Below are 15,772 nucleotides of genomic sequence, written 5' to 3'. Positions count from 1 at the left end.
CACACGTCACCCGGTCACCGCCCGAAAACGCCCTTTGTGACCTGAAAGTTTCAGCTAGATTCGCATCGCATGACGGATGTCTGGCGTCACAACAGCCACTACCACCGCCTTCTCCTCAAGGCGATGCCTCCGAACTGCGGCTCCGCCCTCGACATCGGTTGCGGTTCCGGTCTGCTCACTCGCAAGATCGCCGAGCGCTGCCCCGACGTGACGGGAATCGACCGGTCGGCCGAGATGATCCGCCAGGCGACGGAGACGGGGGGCGGGGCGAAATACGTACAGACGGATATTCACGACTGGGCGGAAGGGCCCTACGACTTCGTCACGTCCGTGGCGGTGATCCACCACATGGACTTCGAGACGGGACTCAAAGCCCATGCTGATCTTGTACGGCCCGGCGGCACCCTGGCCGTCCTCGGGCTCGCCCGTGACGACGTCCCGAAGGATCTGCCGCTCGCGCTGACCGGCATGGCCTGCTCATTCGTCCTGAACTGGATCAACAACGGCAGCCCGCGCTATCCGCCGGAGCAGCCCGGCATGCCGATGATCATGCCCGAACTCACCTGGGCCCAGGTCCGCGAACGGACGAGAAAAGTGCTGCCCGGCGCCGTCTTCCGCCGGCATCTGCTGTGGCGCTACTCCATCATCTTCACCAAGGCCATAGAATGAACCTAGATTCATTCTAAAACCGGGGAGCCTGATGCCACGGACGGTCGAACAGAACGAGGCGCTGCGGGCGACGACGCGGGAGGCCGTGCGGACGGCGGCGATCCGCGTCTTCGCCAGAGACGGGTTCGCCACCTCGAACATCCGCGACATAGCGACCGAGGCGGGTCTGAGTGTCGGCTCGATCTACCGCCACTACGCGACCAAGCACGAGCTGTTCGAGGAGTTCCTCGACCAGGCGGTGGCCGGTCTCCACGCGGCGGCGGCACGACTCGGTGGAGCGGGCCGGCCCCTCGATCTGGTCCGCGAGTTCACGACCGCCTATCTGTCGGATCTGGCCGCCGACGACGGCGCCGCCGAGTTCTTCGTGGTCGTCAACCAGGGGTTCGGCACCGACACCCCGGCCGGGACGACGGCGCGCCTGCTGGCCCCGCATCGCTCCCTCTGGCAGGCCTTCGCCGGGGTCGTGCGACGCGGTCAGGAGCAGGGCCACTTCACCCACGGCGACCCCGAGACCATGACGGTCTGCTACTTCGCGACGCTTTCCGGTCTGACCACAATGCGCCTCGCGCTGCACGGCGACCTGACCCTGCCCAGTGCCGACCAGGTGCTCAGGACGCTCACATGATCGAGATCAGGCGCGGCGACGAAGCGGACCGGCGTGGGATCACCGACGTGCTCGTGCGGGGATTCGCCGGGGATTTCGCCTTCTTCTCCAGGGATGCTCAGGTCCTCGCCGACGCCTTCGAGCACATGATCCTGCTCGATCGCTTCTATGTCGCCCTCGCCGACGGCGAACCGGCCGCCATCGCCTCCCTCACCGAGGGCGCGCAGGAGTGCTTCGCCCCACGAGGGGATGAGTTCCGGCGGCACCTCGGTCGCGTCCACGGCACGATCAGCCACGCCATCATCCGGAGTCAGTTCCTCGGCGCCTACGACGGCGCGCGTGCCGGGCTCGCGGAGATCGGATTCGTCACCACCGCGCCGAGGTTCCAGGGACGCGGCGTCGCGACCACGCTCATGCGCCATCTGCTGGCGCTGCCGGAGTATGACGAATACGTCCTGCGCGACATCAAGGACACCAACGCCCCCGCGCTCGGCCTCTACGCCAAGCTCGGCTTCCGCGAGTTCCGGCGGCGCCGGGTCAGGTTCGCGAAGCGGGCGGGGTTCTCCGCCTACATCTCCATGAAACTCGTGCGTAACTGACACCGTTTGCCGCAAACCCGTGGCCTGAGCATAAGTGGGCCGCCACTGGCGAGTAGCATCCGCAGGACCACGTACACCGCCCGAAGGGGAATCGTCATGACCGTCAAAGTGACCGTCACCGGCGCGGCCGGCCAGATCGGTTACGCCCTGCTCTTCCGCATCGCCTCGGGGCACCTGCTCGGCCCGGACGTTCCGGTTCAGCTGAGCCTGCTGGAGATCACTCCGGCGCTGAAGGCCGCCGAGGGCACCGCGATGGAGCTCGACGACTGCGCCTTCCCGCTGCTCAAGGGCATCGACATCACCGACGACCCGAACTACGCGTTCAACGGCGCCAACGTCGCGCTGCTTGTCGGCGCCCGCCCCCGCACCGCGGGCATGGAGCGCGGCGACCTGCTGTCGGCCAACGGCGGCATCTTCGGCCCGCAGGGTCAGGCGATCAACGACCACGCGGCCGACGACGTGCGCGTGCTGGTGGTGGGCAACCCCGCCAACACCAACGCGCTGATCGCCCAGCAGCACGCGCCGGACGTCCCGGCCGACCGGTTCACCGCCATGACCCGGCTCGACCACAACCGCGCCCTCTCCCAGCTCTCGTCGAAGCTGGGCGTCCCGGTCACCGAGATCAAGAAGATGACGATCTGGGGCAACCACTCCGCGACGCAGTACCCCGACCTCTACCACACCGAGGTCGGCGGCAAGATCGCCGCTGAGCTGGTCGACCAGGCGTGGCTGAAGGACACCTTCATCCCCACGGTCGCCAAGCGCGGCGCCGCGATCATCGAGGCCCGTGGCCAGTCGAGCGCCGCGTCGGCCGCCAACGCCGCGATCGACCACGTGCACTCATGGGTCAACGGCACCCCCGAGGGCGACTGGACCTCCGCCGCCATCGTCTCCGACGGCTCCTACGGCGTGCCCGAGGGCCTCATCTCCTCCTTCCCGGTGACCTCGCGGAACGGCCAGTGGGAGATCGTCCAGGGCCTGGACATCGACGACTTCTCCCGTTCGAAGATCGACGCCACGGTCAAGGAGCTCCAGGAGGAGCGCGACGCGGTCAAGGAGCTCGGCCTGATCTGACGCCCTCTGGGCAGGTAGCCGGGCATGAACGAATTCGACGTGATCGTGCTCGGCATGGGCCCAGGTGGCGAGGACGCCGCCGGCCGGCTGGTCGAGGCCGGGCTGAGTGTGGCCGCGGTCGAGGCCGGCCTGGTCGGCGGCGAATGCCCTTATTGGGGCTGCGTCCCGTCGAAGATGATGATCCGGGCCGCCCACGTGCTGGGCGAGGCCCGGCGCGTCTCCGGCCTGGCCGGCTCTTCTGCTGTCACCCCGGATTGGTCACCGGTGGCCAAGCGGGTGCGTGAGGAAGCGGCCGACAACTGGGACGACAAGGCCGCGGCCGACCGCTTCGAGAAGAAGGGCGGTCATCTCGTACGCGGCCATGGAACCGTCACCGGCCCGCGCGAGGTGACCGTCGGCGACCGGGTGCTGCGCGCCCGGCGAGGCTTGCTGATCTCCACCGGGTCCACCCCGGTGATCCCGGACATCGATGGATTGTCCGAAACGCCGTATTGGACAAACCGCGACGCGGTCTCCACCGAGAGCGTGCCCGAGTCGATGATCGTGCTCGGCGGCGGGGCGATCGGGCTGGAACTGGCCCAGGTGTTCGCCCGCTTCGGCAGCCGGGTGACCGTGATCGAGGCGGCCCCCTCACTGCTGTCCGGCGAGGAGCCCGAGGCCGGAGAACTGATCGCGAAGGTCTTCCGGGACGAGGGGATCCGGGTGCTGACCGGCGTCTCCGCCTCCCGGGTGCGCTTCGAAGACCGTTTCGCGGTGACGGCCGGAGACGAGGTCATCGAGGCCGAGACACTCCTGGTCGTGGCCGGTCGGAAGACCGACCTCACCGGGCTTTCCGTCGTGGGGATCGAGGAGAACCAGAAGTTCATCCCGACCGATCCCCATATGCGCGCGGCCGACGGGGTGTGGGCAGCGGGCGACGTGACCGGGCGGGGCGGGTTCACCCACGTGGCCAATTACCAGGGGCGGATCGCCGCGCTGGACATCCTCGGCGAGGAGGTCGCGGGGGCCGACTACCGCGCGGTTCCCCGGGTGACCTACACCGACCCGGAGGTCGGCGCGGTCGGGCTGACCGAGCGGCAGGCCCGCGACGAGGGGCTGGCGGTGACCGTCGGTGTCACCACGGCCGGGGCCCGGGACTGGATCCACGGGACCAAGGACATTCTGATCAAGCTGGTCGCATCCGATGGCGTGCTGGTGGGGGCCACCGCCGTGGGGCCCGCCGGCGGCGAGGTGATGGGGGCGCTCGCGGTGGCGGTGCACGCCCGGGTGCCGGTGATGACCCTGCGGTCGATGATGTACGCGTACCCGACCTTCCACCGGGGCATCGAGGACGCGCTCAAGAACCTCCTGAATCAGGACCGCCCCTGAAATATGGTCACCCGGTGGCCTTTATCGGTACTCCCCGCCCCGCCCTGCGCTGGCACCACGCCGAGAGCGAGCTCGACGACTTCGCGATCGTGAGTTTCCGGGTCTCCGCGGAGAGGCTGGCCACGCTGCTGCCGCCCGGGTTCGCGCCCATGCGGTTCGACTGGGTCTCGGGCGATCAGGGCAGCCTGGTGTCGGCGGTGGCGTTCCGGGATCGGGACTTCCACTTCCGGTTCTGCCCGCCCGTCGCGATCGCCTGCGGCCAGATCAACTACCGCGCCTACGTCACCCGCGACGGCGAGCCCGGGGTGTGGTTCTTCCGGACCGCCCTCGATCACCCGCTCGTCGCGGTGCCTCGGCACCTCTGGGGGATGCCGTGGCGGCGCGACCGGATAAGGATCACGGGCGACTGGGGCGCGGAACCCCGCTGGGAACTCGACGCCGGCGACGCGGAGTGCCGGGCGGCGGGCGTGGCGCCGTACACACCGGATGGGCTGGGAGACGACTGGTTGTCGCTGCTCACCCATCCCACCCGTGGCTGGTTCCAGGGGCGGCGATCGGTCGGGACCTACAGCGTGTGGCACCCCGTCATGGAGCCGGTGTTCCTCAGAGCTGAGCGCGCCAGGTTCCGGCTGTTCGAGGAGCTGGGGCTGGTCGAGCCGGGGCAGGAACCCCATTCGGTGCTGGCGCAGGAGTCGATCCACTTCGACGTCCATGTCCCGCCGAGGGGGGCGCGCCAAGCGCGTGGCACGCCCCCTGGCCCAGTTTGATCGCGTGCGCCTGGGCCCGAACCCCGGTCACAGCATGCCCAACCGGTTAGATGCGGACCAGAACCACTACGGGGCCGTTTCCGGGTCGGAGAGGCGGAACCAGCGGCATCCGTAGTCGTCCACGTCGATCTCGGCCTCGCCGCCCTTGATCTCCACGACGTCGTCGGAGAACAGGTCGGCCAGCACCTTCCCGTCTTCGTCGAGGTCCAGGGTCACCTTCGTGGTCCGCCCGGCGAAGTTGTGCAGGGTGACGATCCCCTCGTTGCGGAGCACGAGGACCGAGTCGTCTCCCCCGTCGAGCACCTCGTAGCTGCCCCAGGCCAGCTCGGGCGCCTCCCGATACTGCTCCACCAGCCGCCCGATCCACGACAGCAGTGACTCGGGATCACGCCGCTGGGCGCTCACGTTGACCTCGGACGGTCCGAACGCCCCGCCGGTGACGGGGATCGCGGGTTCGACGTCGCTGAACCCGGCGTGCTTCCCTGCCGTCCACTGCATCGGGGTGCGGACCGACAGGCGCCCCTCGATGGCGAGGTTCTCCCCCATGCCGATCTCCTCGCCGTAGAACATCACGGGGGTGCCGGGCAGGGCGAACAGGAGGCTGTAGACCATCCGGATCCGGCGCGGGTCGCCGTCGAGCATCGGCGGGAGCCGGCGGCGGATGCCCCGGTCGAAGATCCGCATGTCCTCGTCCGGGGCGAAGGCGGCGAAGACCTCTTCGCGTTCCTTCTTGGTCAGTTTGTCGAGGGTCAGTTCGTCGTGGTTGCGCACGAATGAGGCCCATTGGCTGTCCTTCGGCGGCAGCGGCCGCTCCCGCAGCGCCTGGGCCAGGGGGGTCGCGTCCTCCCGGGCCAGCGACAGGTACATGCGCTGCATCCCGATGAAGTCGAAGCACATGGTGATCTCGTTGCCGAGCGGGGTGTCACCGAAATAGGCCATCAGGTCCTTGTACGGCAGATTGACCTCCCCCAGCAGCATCGCGGTGCCGTCACGACGGTTCATGAAGGCGCGCAGATCGGCGAAGAACAGGTGGGGGTCGGGAAAGCTGTCGTCCTTCTCCAGGACGCGTTCGACCAGGAACGGCACCGCGTCCACCCGGAAGCCCGACAGGCCCAGTTCCATCCAGAATCCCAGGATGCGGGCGATCTCGTCTCTCACCTCGGGATTGGAGGTGTTGAGGTCGGGCTGGAACTTGTAGAAGCGGTGGAAGTAGTACTGCCCGGTCTTCTTGTCGAGTTGCCAGAGGCTGTTCTCCTGGTCGGGGAACACGACGCCCTTGGGGTCGTCGGGCTCCGGCTTGTCCGACCAGATGTACCAGTCACGGTGCTTGGATTTCTTGGACGACCGCGCGTCCTTGAACCAGGGGTGCTGGTCGGAGGTGTGGTTCACGACCAGGTCGGCGATCACCCGGATGCCCCGGTCACGGGCCACCCGCATGAACTCCACGAAATCGCCCAGGGTGCCCAGGCGGGGGTCGACGCTGTAGAAGTCGACGATGTCGTAACCGTCGTCGCGGTCGGGGGTCGGGAAGAACGGCATCAGCCAGATGCAGGTCACACCCATACGGTCGAGGTGGTCGATGTGCTGGATGGCGCCCCGGAAGTCACCGATGCCGTCACCGTTGCCGTCGGCGAAGGTCTCGATGTCGAGGCAGTAGACGATGGCGTTCTTCCACCACAGTTCAGAAGTCTGGGTCAGCCGCATGGGCTGCGCCCCTACCCATCCCGTGACGAAGAAAGCCGACCGCTGCGCAAGGCATCGGTCGGCTTCTGTGTTGTTGCGGGTGGAACTAGATCGGCGTCACGTTTTCAGCCTGAGGACCCTTCTGGCCCTGCACGGTCTGGAAGCTGACGCGCTGGTTCTCGTCCAAGCTACGGTAGCCACCGGCGTTGATAGCCGAGTAGTGGACGAACACGTCAGGGGTGCCGTCGTCGGGGGCGATGAAGCCAAAGCCCTTTTCGGCGTTGAACCACTTGACGGTGCCTTCAGACAACTGCTTCTCCTTATTAGGAGCCTCACCGTCTCGTCAGGTCAACGAGACGGGCTGCCTAGCGGACCAGCCCTGCATCCGCCTACGTCGGAAAAGCAGTACGCCCGCTACCGGTCGCAAAACCGGAGGCGTTCTTTACAAAACACCACTGCAACACGTCAAGCCTATCGCACCCCGAGGGCAGGAGCAGCCATGTACCACCTCGCGTGGCCATCGCCTCTGGTCAGAGAGTCGAGACGGCGTGGAAGTTCTTGTTGGGAGAACGGATCGCCGAGTGCGTTGCGGATGTGGATGCCGACCGCGTACATGTCCCTGACCTCCATCAGGGTCGCGTATCCGGGCCAATCCCGCAGGTCAGAGCCGTAGGCCTCGGCGAAGGCGTCGACGTCGCCGGCCGAGAGGCCGAATCTGCGCTGTCCGTGGTACGTGTGGACCAGATCCCACTCGCGGGGACCCACAGCCACGCCGTCCCAATCGCAAAGAATCGCATTGCCGTCGCGGCACCGGAGGAGGTTGTCGATCCAGGCGTCGCCGTGCAGAAGAACAGGCGGGCCGGAGTCGAGGTGGTGCCACTGGTCGGTGAGCTCTTCGATCCGGTCGCCGAGCCAGCGACGCTGATATGGGGTGAGCACCTCGGCCCGGTGTTCGACCGCGTGCCGGACCTCGGCCAGCGGGTCGTTGAGACGCCGCAGCGCGATCGACGTCGGCACCGGCTCGCGATGGAGATCGCGCAGCACGTGGCCGAGCTCGGTGGTGGTCGGGGAGCCGTTGGAGCGGACGTACCGCCAGAAGGTGACGGCCCGGCCGCCGTGCACGATGGGCTGGTGGGGGATCTCGTCGACCGGACGGACCGTCGGGAACCCCCGGTCGGCCAGCCAGCGGGCCACCGCCAGCACGACCGGCAGGCGGGTCAGGGCGTCGGGGGCGGTGGCGATCCGGACCACCATGTCGCCCCGCAGCTTGAAGACGGCGTTGCTCCGCAGCCGCATCAGCCGGGCTCCGGAGGCGTCGACGCCGATGCGGTCGCAGACGGCACGCAGAACCGTGTACGCCTCGTCCGCGAGCGGCCGGGCGGTCGTGGCGCGGGCCAGGTGCGTGATCGTCACGTGCGAGGCGCTCATATGGCCAGCCGGAGAGACGACTCCGACAGAACCTGGTTCAGGTTGCGGACGGCGGGGAGCCGCGGGTCGGCCTCGCTCAGCAGCGCCTTGGCCCTGGTGATGACGATCGAGGTGCGGTGTTCGGCCGGAACCTGGCTGAGCGCCTGGGCGGCCAGCCGGCAGGCCTCCTCGTAGTCGCCGTGGCGGGCCAGGTGGGTGGCCTGGTCGAGCAGGATCAGCGCCGGGTCGATGGTCTGGAACCCCGAGTCGAGTTCGAGGTTCTGGAGCTGTGAGTCGTCGCCGAGCTCGATCAGGGTGCCGGTGCGGTAGAAGCTCATGCGTTTCTCGGTGAAGACGAAGGCGAGGTCGTCTTGGCTCATGCCGCGCATGCGGGCGAAGATCTGCTCCGCCTCGGCCAGCGCGATGCGGGCGGCCTTGCGGTCGCCCATCCGGGCCAGCGCCCGCGCCTCGGCCGCCGCGGCGAGGGCTGCCGGGGAGCTGGGGGCCGAACCGGCCAGCATCCGGGCCTCGCGGGCCAGGCGCACGGTCTCGGTGAGGTCGCCGTAGTAATAGGGCAGCATCGTCTGGTTGGCCCGCACTAAAGCGCGTAAGCGCAGGTCGCCTACGTCGTCGGCGGAGGTGCGGGCGGTGCCGTACCAGGCGTGGGCCTGGCGGGTGTCGCCGAGCTTCATCAGGGCGTCGGCCGACAGCAGGGACAGCATCGTGGTGGCCGTCAGCAGACGGCGCTGCACGCCGGCGGGCTGACGCGCACCGGTCAGTTTGCGTACGTCGGCCAGCTCCAGCATCACCCGGCAGAGCATGGGCGTGGGCGGGGTGGTCATGTATTCCCGCCGGTAGCGCAGCACCTGCTCGTCGAGCCGGTCGAGCTGGTCTTCCGTCACCGTCGTGGTGGCCAGGGATCGGTCCAAGTCGTGCCGGGTGCCCTCGACCTCGGCGAAGAAGCGCCCGTTGGGGGTGCCCATCAACATCGCCTGGTGGAACAGCGCCCGCCGGTCGGTGTCGTCGTCGGCCAGGTCCTCGACGTGGACGGCGTCCTCGGACGACCCGTTCGCCACGACCACGACCTTCTGGCTCACGCCGGGGTCGTCGCAGTAGTCGGAGGCGAGGCCCAGACGTACCGCGTTGGCCTTGTAGAGCCGGGCCAGCAGGTCGATCGTCTGGGGGCGCGGTCGCGCCCGGTTGTTCTCCCATGCGTTGAGCAGGTCGATGCTGGCCCGTGGCAGGCCGAGCGACTGCTGCTCACAGAGGTATTCGAGTTCTTCGATCGCCTGACGTGCCGACCATCCCCGGCCGAGCCGGTGCGCCTTCAGCATGCTGACGCCGCAGCACCCGTGGATCGCCTGGACCGTCTGCCACATCGACCACTGCCGTGCCTCGGCTTGCTCGCGCCAGCGACGAGCACATGCCGGAGAGTGCTCTCCTCGGGCCATCCCGCCTGCCCTTCCGCTGCTGACATCCCACCAGGTCCAGTTTGCCCCGGACCCGCCGTGATCCGCTATTACGGATATTTCCCACAGGTTAACCGGCACGCACCCAACCGCCAGCACTGTTATGGGTTCGCGACCCGGGAACCGTGGGTCTTCCACTGAATACCAGCGGGTTCCCTGGTTATTGCACGTATTCGGCTAGTACGCCCGATTGCCGGGCAGTCATCCCAGGTTCACCCTTTCCGGAGAAAGGTCGCAACGTCCCCGGGAGACCACCATGGCGATGAAGGCAGATCGCAGCGAGGCGATGGACCACCTAGAACGACTCGCCGCCCAACTCGAGGCGCACTCGTTCCAGGTACGCCTGTCGGCCCCGGCCGGCCTCTACCCCCGGCTTCGGGTGGTGAACCCGATGGCCCCGGCCATGGCGGAGGATGTTCTGGCGTCCGACACCAATGACGGAGAGTGGTGGTACTGGCTCTCGTGGGCCGGCCGCATCGGGCACGCCTCCGATGTCGTGACCGCCGCCGAACGCATCGCCTCCGTACTGCACGTGATCCGCCGATAATTTCGGACACCCCTCAGCCGGTACGGCTCGCGCCTCCCGGCGGCCAGTTGTCAGGCGGCAACCGCGTCCCCCTTCACGTCAAGGAAGGGGCCGCGGCCCACCCCACGCCGACCCGGACCGACAGTCGCTGACCGCCCCCGCCCACCCACCGGGGGCGTGGGCCGTACCTCCACCCGACCGATTTGTCCAGAGCTGCCCCTTCGCCATGACGGGTGATTCATTACCCCGTCAACCCGTTTGACCTGTCTCACAATGAGGCATTCATGATGTGCACCGCACGTCTGCCCGTTTCTATCGACAGGACGCGGATTTCTGGCTTACCCTCGGGTAGGTGGGACTTCGCCTATACGATACTTTCAGCCGGTCGGTCCGCGATTTCTCCCCCCGAATTCCGGGAATCGCATCGATTTATCTTTGCGGCCCCACTGTCGTCGTCCCGCCACATGTCGGGCAAATACGTTCGCAAGTGAATTTCGATATCCTGCACCGCTGGTTGATACATTCCGGATATCGCGTTCTTTTCTGCCGAAACGTCACCGACATCGAAGACAAAATCATCAGCCGCTCGCTTTCCGAGGGCGTGCACTGGTGGCGGATCACCGACCCGGTCTACCGCGCGTTCGAGAGCACCTACGAGGCCCTCGGCTGCCTTCCGCCCAGCGTGGAGCCCCGGGCGACCGGCCACATCCCCGAGATGCTGGAGCTCATCGAGCAGCTCCTCGACTCCGGCAACGCCTACGTCTCCGACGGCGACGTCTATTTCTCCATTTCCTCGTTCCCGGGCTACGGCGAACTCTCCGGGCAGCGCCCGAACCAGATGCGCGACGGCGAGGAACCCGGCCAGGGCAAACACGACCCGCGCGATTTCGCATTATGGAAAAGAGGCCGTCCGGGCGAACCCGTATGGCACGCGCCGTGGGGTGCCGGACGCCCCGGATGGCACCTGGAATGCTCCGCGATGGCCCGCAAATATCTGGGCTCCGAATTCGACATTCACGGCGGCGGCGCGAATCTTATTTTTCCCCACCACGAGAACGAGATCGCCCAGTCCCGCGCCGCCGGAGACGGTTTCGCGCGATTCTGGATCCACAACGGCCCGGTGACGCACCGAGGCGAGAAGATTCGCAAGGTCGCGAGCAACCCGCTGTCAGTCAGTACGCTGCTGCGGCGCATCCGGCCGGTCGAACTGCGGTTCTATCTGGCCGCCGCCCACTATCGCTCGCCGATGGAATTCTCGGTGGGGGCGGTGGAGGAGAGCGCGGTGGCGTACCGGCGGATCGAGCGGTTTGTTCACCGGGTGGCCGTCGCGACGCCGGGCGAGCTTCCGCCGCAGTTCAGAGAGGCGATGGACCACGACCTGAACCTCCCCCAGGCGATTTCGCTGATTCACGCGGCCGTCAATGAGGGGAACGCCGCCCTCGATTCCGGCGACGCTCACAAGGCGATGCGGAAATGCTCCGAGGTTCGGGCGATGCTGGACGTACTCGGGCTCGATCCGATGTCCGAGCACTGGTCCAGGGAAACGCGACTGCGCGAAGTCGCCGGGGCCGTGTTACACGTGGTCCGAAATCTCGCGGAGGCGAGTGCGGAGCGTGGCGAGTTCGAACGAGCGCGGATCATGCAGCGGCAGATCGACTCGGCACTGAAGATTCGCGAGCGGGTTACCCTCTGAGGCGTGCCCGCACCAAAGAAGATCCTCATTGACTGCGATCCCGGGATCGACGACGCCCTGGCGATCACCCTCGCCCACGGCTGCGAAGCGCTGGACCTGGTCGGCATCACCACGGTAGGCGGAAACGTCTCCCTCGACCTGACCACGGCCAACGCATTGAAGCTGCGCGAATACCTCGGCTTCCCCGCCGTCCCCGTGGTCGCCGGCTCCGCCGGAGCACTGGTGATCAGCAGGATCGACGCGGCCGAGGTCCACGGGTTCGGCGGGCTGGGCGGTGCGGTGCTGCCGGAGCCCCGGCTGAACGTGAACGATGGGCACGCGATCGACTTCATCATCGACACCCTCGCGGCCTCCCCCGGCGAGATCTCCCTCACCGCCGTCGGCCCGCTGACGAACATCGCCCTCGCCGTCCGCAAAGAACCCCGGATCGTGGAATGGGCCCGGGAGTTCGTGATCCTCGGCGGAAGCTACACACGCGGCAACCGCACCCCCGCCGCCGAGTTCAACATCGCCGCCGACCCCGAAGCGGCGGCGATCGTGTTCGGCGCCGGGTGGACGGTCAACCAGATCGGCCTCGACGTCAGCCTGACGGCGCTCGCGACCGGCCCTGTGCTGGCGCGGATGCGGGATCTGGGGCGACTCGGCGGTGAACTGCTCATCCCCGCGCTGGAGTTCTACGGGATGACAACGGCCCACGACGGGCCGGCCGTCCACGACGCGCTGGCGATCGCCTACGTGGCCGACCCGAGCCTGTTCGAGTTCACCCCCGCTGTGGTCGACGTGGAGACGGTCGGGCGCTTCACGTCGGGGATGACGGTGACCGACTTCAACCTGCACGGCCGCATGCCCAACGCGAACGTGGCCAGGTCGATCGACGTGGCACGCTTCTGGGAACTCACGCTGGATAGCTTCGCCCGGGTGTCGGCTCAGCTTCCCTGACAGGGTGCCTGGCCGGCCCCGCAGCGCATAACGCACTTGATCTCGTCAACTCCTCGGTCCGGCCCCTCCTGAGGTCGATTGCATTTATTGCACTTGCTGCGCATAATGCAATAGAGAGGGGGCCGATGATGACTGTACGAACTCCAAAGTCCCTGGAACCCGGCAAAGTCGACGCGCAGGATGCCGGCCGCGCCATGCGCCGGATCAAGGACTACCTGGCCACCCACCCCGGCGCTGACGACATCCTCGTCACCGGAGAGCTGGCCGGTGACGAGACGCTCGTCCTGCCTCGCGATGTCGTGACGATGCTGGCCTACATGCTCACGCAACTCGCCGAAGGGCGAGGCGTGACCGCGATGCCCAACCATGCCGAGCTGACTACCCATCAGGCCGCGGACCTGCTGAATGTCTCCAGGCCCTACCTCATCGGGCTGCTCGACGCGGGCAAGATCCCGCATCGGCTCGTCGGGCGGCACCGACGCGTCCGGTTCGAAGATCTCATGGCGTACAAGCGCCAGAACGATGTCGACACCCGCAAGGCGGCCGATGACCTCATAGCTCTCAGCGAGGAACTGGACCTGTACTGATGACGTTCGCCGCGGTGTACGACGCGAATGTGCTGTACGGCAACGAGGTCCGCGACCTGCTCATCCGGATCGCCCGATCCGGCACGGTCCGCGCGCATTGGACCAACGAGATCCTCGACGAGATGGTTCGCAACCTCGCCGGGAACCGGCCGGACATCTCGCCGGACAAGCTGGTGACTCTCCGCGAGCGAATGAACGCCGCTCTGCCAGGGGCGCTGGTGGCGGACTACGAAGCGCTCATCGAAAGTCTCAAGCTGCCCGACGCCGACGACCGGCACGTTCTCGCCGCTGCCATCAAATGCGGCGCGGAGGTCATCGTCACCTCGAACCTGAAGGACTTCCCCGTCGGCATGGTCGAGACTTACGGCATCGTCGCCAAGACCCCTGACGACTTTGTCCTCGACCAGCTTGACCTCGACGAAGGCACCGTTCGCACCTGCGTCCAGGAAATCGCCAACGGCAGGACTCGGCCGCCCAAGACCTTCGCGGCCATCCTCGACGCACTCGAGCGCGCCGGGCTCGTCGAATCAGCCGCAGCGCTCAGGGACTGACCCCCTCACCGGTCTGTTCGGCGAGTTCGACCCGGCGCCGCGCATCGCTACGTGGATTTAACACGTCACGGTAGGCACAGAATCGGCCGTCGGTTACATTTTGTCGACAATCGACGGTAGGTGCAGCCCCTGTACCCGGCACTGGAGGGCTAGTGGATCTGCAGATTTCGGCGTTGAAGGCGGCGTACAAGAGCGGGCTGCACCCCCGTGAGGTCGTCGCAGAGGTCTACCGGCGTATCAAGGCCAGAGGCGACGACAACGTCTGGATCAGCCTCAGACCCGAAGACGAGACCCTCGCCGAACTGCCGGACGACCCCGACCTCCCCCTCTACGGCATCCCCTTCGCCGTCAAGGACAACATCGACGTCGCGGGCATGCCCACCACGGTCGCCTGCCCGGACTTCGCCTACCGGCCCGACAGGTCGGCGCCGCTGGTCGACCGGCTGATCAACGCGGGCGCGATCCTCATCGGCAAGAACAACCTCGACCAGTTCGCCACGGGACTGTCGGGATCGAGGAGCCCTTACGGCTCGGTCGAATCGCCGCTGGTCGAAGGGCTGATCTCGGGTGGCTCGTCGTCGGGGTCGGCGGTGGCGGTCAGCGCCGGGCTCGTCAGCTTCTCGATCGGGACCGACACGGCGGGGTCGGGCAGAGTTCCGGCGGTCATGACCGGAACCGTGGGGCTCAAGCCGTCGAAAGGCCTGGTCAGCACGCTGGGGGTCGTCCCCGCGTGTGCGTCGCTCGACTGTCCGAGCGTGTTCTCGCTGAACGTCCCCGACGCCCGGACGGTCCTGGAGATCATCGAGGGTTACGAGCAGGACGACCCCTGGTCGAGGCGGCTCCCCCGCGTCACGGCGCCCATCAGGAGGATCGGTGTCATCCGGGGCGACGAGAACTGGACCGAGGTGCTGAGCAGGCTCGAAGACCTCGGGTACGAACTCGTCGACATCGGCATCGAGCCCTTCCTGGCCGCCGGGCGGCTGCTCTACGAGGGCCCGTGGGTGGCGGAACGGTGGAGCGTCCTCGGGGCGTTCGTCGAGGGCCACCCCGAGTCGCTCCACCCGGTCACCGCGGAGGTTCTGCGGAGCGGCGGCGACGTCACGGGGCCCGACACCTTCCGGGGGATCCACCGGCTCAGGGAGTTGCAGGCCGAAACCCGCCAGACCTGGGCGAAGGTCGACGCCATCGCCGTCCCCACCGTCCCGAGAACGTTCACGCTCGACGAGATGGCCGAAGATCCGATCGCCAGGAACTCCGTCCTCGGCACCTATACGACCTTCGCCAACCTCCTGGATCTGGCCGGGATAGCAGTCCCGGCCGGCACAACGTCCGCGGGCAGACCGCACGGCGTCACCCTGCTGGCCCCCGCAGGCGCCGACGGTCCGCTCGCGGACGCAGCCGAACGTTTCCACACGGGTCGTGCGGGAGCCACGCCGTACCGGATCCAGAACGGCAGGAAGCTGCTGGCCGTGGTGGGAGCCCACCGGACCGGCCATCCGCTGCACCCGGAGTTGCTGGCGCTGGGCGCGACCCTGGCGGGCATCGCCCACACGGCCAAGGCCTACCGCCTCTTCGATCTGGGCGACCGGCCGGGGCTGGTCAAGACGGCCGATGGCGAGAGCATCGAGGTCGAACTCCACTACCTGACGGCGGAGAAGCTCGGCGAGCTGCTGGTGACCATCGCCCCGCCGCTCGGGCTCGGGTCGGTGGAGCTCGACGACGGCACCCACGTCACCGGGTTCCTCTGCGAGGCCCATGCGGTACGAGAGGCCAGGGACATCACGGGTTACGGCTCCTGGCCGAGCTACGTGCACGCCCGGCCGTAACATCCGGCGG

At 67.5% G+C, this 15,772-nt stretch carries 16 protein-coding genes; 12 read left to right on the top strand and 4 right to left on the bottom strand.

Translation table 11 applies throughout. The features are described from left to right. Nucleotides 1-69 precede the first annotated feature (69 nt). The 6 genes from AW272_RS11205 to AW272_RS43140 all read left to right on the top strand — a co-directional run bounded on the left by AW272_RS11205 (nucleotide 70) and on the right by AW272_RS43140 (nucleotide 5,081). Nucleotides 70-669 carry a class I SAM-dependent methyltransferase gene (locus AW272_RS11205; protein WP_066363473.1) on the top strand — a complete coding sequence of 200 codons (600 nt, stop codon included), beginning with the start codon at nucleotides 70-72 and terminating at the stop codon, nucleotides 667-669. A 31-nt stretch (nucleotides 670-700) separates the two neighbouring features. Next, complete coding sequence (locus AW272_RS11200; RefSeq protein WP_066363471.1) at nucleotides 701-1,294, top strand: TetR/AcrR family transcriptional regulator; 594 nt, start codon at nucleotides 701-703, stop codon at nucleotides 1,292-1,294. Beyond that, nucleotides 1,291-1,872, top strand: coding sequence for a GNAT family N-acetyltransferase (locus AW272_RS11195; protein WP_066363470.1), 582 nt, complete (start codon nucleotides 1,291-1,293; stop codon nucleotides 1,870-1,872). The genes AW272_RS11200 and AW272_RS11195 overlap by 4 nt, the downstream gene beginning before the upstream one ends. 96 nt (nucleotides 1,873-1,968) lie before the next feature. Continuing rightward, nucleotides 1,969-2,946 (top strand): malate dehydrogenase, encoded by a 978-nt coding sequence (locus AW272_RS11190; RefSeq protein WP_066363469.1) that lies wholly within the window; start codon nucleotides 1,969-1,971, stop codon nucleotides 2,944-2,946. 24 nt (nucleotides 2,947-2,970) lie between these two features. Then, the gene (locus AW272_RS11185) at nucleotides 2,971-4,314 is read left to right on the top strand and encodes a dihydrolipoyl dehydrogenase family protein (protein ID WP_066363467.1); all 1,344 of its coding nucleotides are present in this window, start codon (nucleotides 2,971-2,973) and stop codon (nucleotides 4,312-4,314) included. Between the two features lie 14 nt (nucleotides 4,315-4,328). Then, nucleotides 4,329-5,081: a DUF2071 domain-containing protein gene (locus AW272_RS43140; RefSeq protein ID WP_066363466.1), complete on the top strand. Its 753-nt coding sequence runs from the start codon at nucleotides 4,329-4,331 to the stop codon at nucleotides 5,079-5,081. Between the two features lie 66 nt (nucleotides 5,082-5,147). Here AW272_RS43140 and AW272_RS11175 read toward each other — a convergent pair whose 3' ends face one another. The 4 genes from AW272_RS11175 to AW272_RS11160 all read right to left on the bottom strand — a co-directional run bounded on the left by AW272_RS11175 (nucleotide 5,148) and on the right by AW272_RS11160 (nucleotide 9,550). Then, nucleotides 5,148-6,785 (bottom strand): alpha-amylase family protein, encoded by a 1,638-nt coding sequence (locus tag AW272_RS11175; protein WP_066363464.1) that lies wholly within the window; start codon nucleotides 6,783-6,785, stop codon nucleotides 5,148-5,150. Between the two features lie 85 nt (nucleotides 6,786-6,870). Then, entirely contained in the window at nucleotides 6,871-7,074 is a 204-nt protein-coding gene (locus AW272_RS11170) for a cold-shock protein (RefSeq protein WP_061298987.1), read from the bottom strand. Between the two features lie 161 nt (nucleotides 7,075-7,235). Further along, the gene (locus tag AW272_RS11165) at nucleotides 7,236-8,177 is read right to left on the bottom strand and encodes a phosphotransferase family protein (RefSeq protein WP_245657416.1); all 942 of its coding nucleotides are present in this window, start codon (nucleotides 8,175-8,177) and stop codon (nucleotides 7,236-7,238) included. An 11-nt stretch (nucleotides 8,178-8,188) separates the two neighbouring features. Further along, nucleotides 8,189-9,550 carry an NsdA family TPR-like regulatory protein gene (locus AW272_RS11160; RefSeq protein ID WP_245657408.1) on the bottom strand — a complete coding sequence of 454 codons (1,362 nt, stop codon included), beginning with the start codon at nucleotides 9,548-9,550 and terminating at the stop codon, nucleotides 8,189-8,191. A gap of 346 nt (nucleotides 9,551-9,896) precedes the next feature. On the opposite strand from AW272_RS11160, the gene AW272_RS11155 reads away from it, so the two are divergent. From AW272_RS11155 to atzF, 6 genes are all read left to right on the top strand, one after another. Next, a complete protein-coding gene (locus tag AW272_RS11155) occupies nucleotides 9,897-10,187 on the top strand; it encodes a hypothetical protein (RefSeq protein ID WP_245657407.1) in 291 nt (96 codons plus the stop codon). A 331-nt stretch (nucleotides 10,188-10,518) separates the two neighbouring features. Beyond that, a complete protein-coding gene (gene cysS, locus AW272_RS11150; RefSeq protein WP_066363458.1) occupies nucleotides 10,519-11,859 on the top strand; it encodes a cysteine--tRNA ligase in 1,341 nt (446 codons plus the stop codon). Between the two features lie 3 nt (nucleotides 11,860-11,862). Next, on the top strand, nucleotides 11,863-12,798 hold the full coding sequence (locus AW272_RS11145; protein ID WP_066363456.1) for a nucleoside hydrolase: 936 nt from the start codon (nucleotides 11,863-11,865) through the stop codon (nucleotides 12,796-12,798). Between the two features lie 125 nt (nucleotides 12,799-12,923). Next, complete coding sequence (locus AW272_RS11140) at nucleotides 12,924-13,385, top strand: helix-turn-helix domain-containing protein (protein WP_157518468.1); 462 nt, start codon at nucleotides 12,924-12,926, stop codon at nucleotides 13,383-13,385. Continuing rightward, entirely contained in the window at nucleotides 13,385-13,936 is a 552-nt protein-coding gene (locus AW272_RS11135; protein WP_066363455.1) for a PIN domain-containing protein, read from the top strand. Before AW272_RS11140 ends, AW272_RS11135 begins: the two co-directional genes overlap by 1 nt. Nucleotides 13,937-14,088: 152 nt before the next feature. Next, nucleotides 14,089-15,762 (top strand): allophanate hydrolase, encoded by a 1,674-nt coding sequence (atzF, locus tag AW272_RS11130; protein ID WP_066363453.1) that lies wholly within the window; start codon nucleotides 14,089-14,091, stop codon nucleotides 15,760-15,762. The last annotated feature ends 10 nt before the right edge of the window (nucleotides 15,763-15,772 follow it).

It is taken from the genome of Herbidospora mongoliensis, from assembly GCF_001570545.1.
Lineage (GTDB): Bacteria > Actinomycetota > Actinomycetes > Streptosporangiales > Streptosporangiaceae > Herbidospora > Herbidospora mongoliensis.
The sequence above is the reverse complement of the archived record's forward strand: the minus strand, read 5'-3'. Positions and strand labels throughout refer to the sequence as shown.

Bases quoted from the DNA above. Each gene is read 5' to 3' on its own strand.
- AW272_RS11155 (WP_245657407.1), top strand. From the start codon at position 9,897: ATGGCGATGAAGGCAGATCGCAGCGAGGCGATGGACCACCTAGAACGA.
- AW272_RS11195 (WP_066363470.1), top strand. From the start codon at position 1,291: ATGATCGAGATCAGGCGCGGCGACGAAGCGGACCGGCGTGGGATCACC.
- AW272_RS11135 (WP_066363455.1), top strand. From the start codon at position 13,385: ATGACGTTCGCCGCGGTGTACGACGCGAATGTGCTGTACGGCAACGAG.
- AW272_RS11140 (WP_157518468.1), top strand. From the start codon at position 12,924: ATGATGACTGTACGAACTCCAAAGTCCCTGGAACCCGGCAAAGTCGAC.
- AW272_RS11175 (WP_066363464.1), bottom strand. From the start codon at position 6,785: ATGCGGCTGACCCAGACTTCTGAACTGTGGTGGAAGAACGCCATCGTC.
- AW272_RS11205 (WP_066363473.1), top strand. From the start codon at position 70: ATGACGGATGTCTGGCGTCACAACAGCCACTACCACCGCCTTCTCCTC.
- AW272_RS11185 (WP_066363467.1), top strand. From the start codon at position 2,971: ATGAACGAATTCGACGTGATCGTGCTCGGCATGGGCCCAGGTGGCGAG.
- AW272_RS11160 (WP_245657408.1), bottom strand. From the start codon at position 9,550: ATGTGGCAGACGGTCCAGGCGATCCACGGGTGCTGCGGCGTCAGCATG.
- AW272_RS11190 (WP_066363469.1), top strand. From the start codon at position 1,969: ATGACCGTCAAAGTGACCGTCACCGGCGCGGCCGGCCAGATCGGTTAC.
- AW272_RS11200 (WP_066363471.1), top strand. From the start codon at position 701: ATGCCACGGACGGTCGAACAGAACGAGGCGCTGCGGGCGACGACGCGG.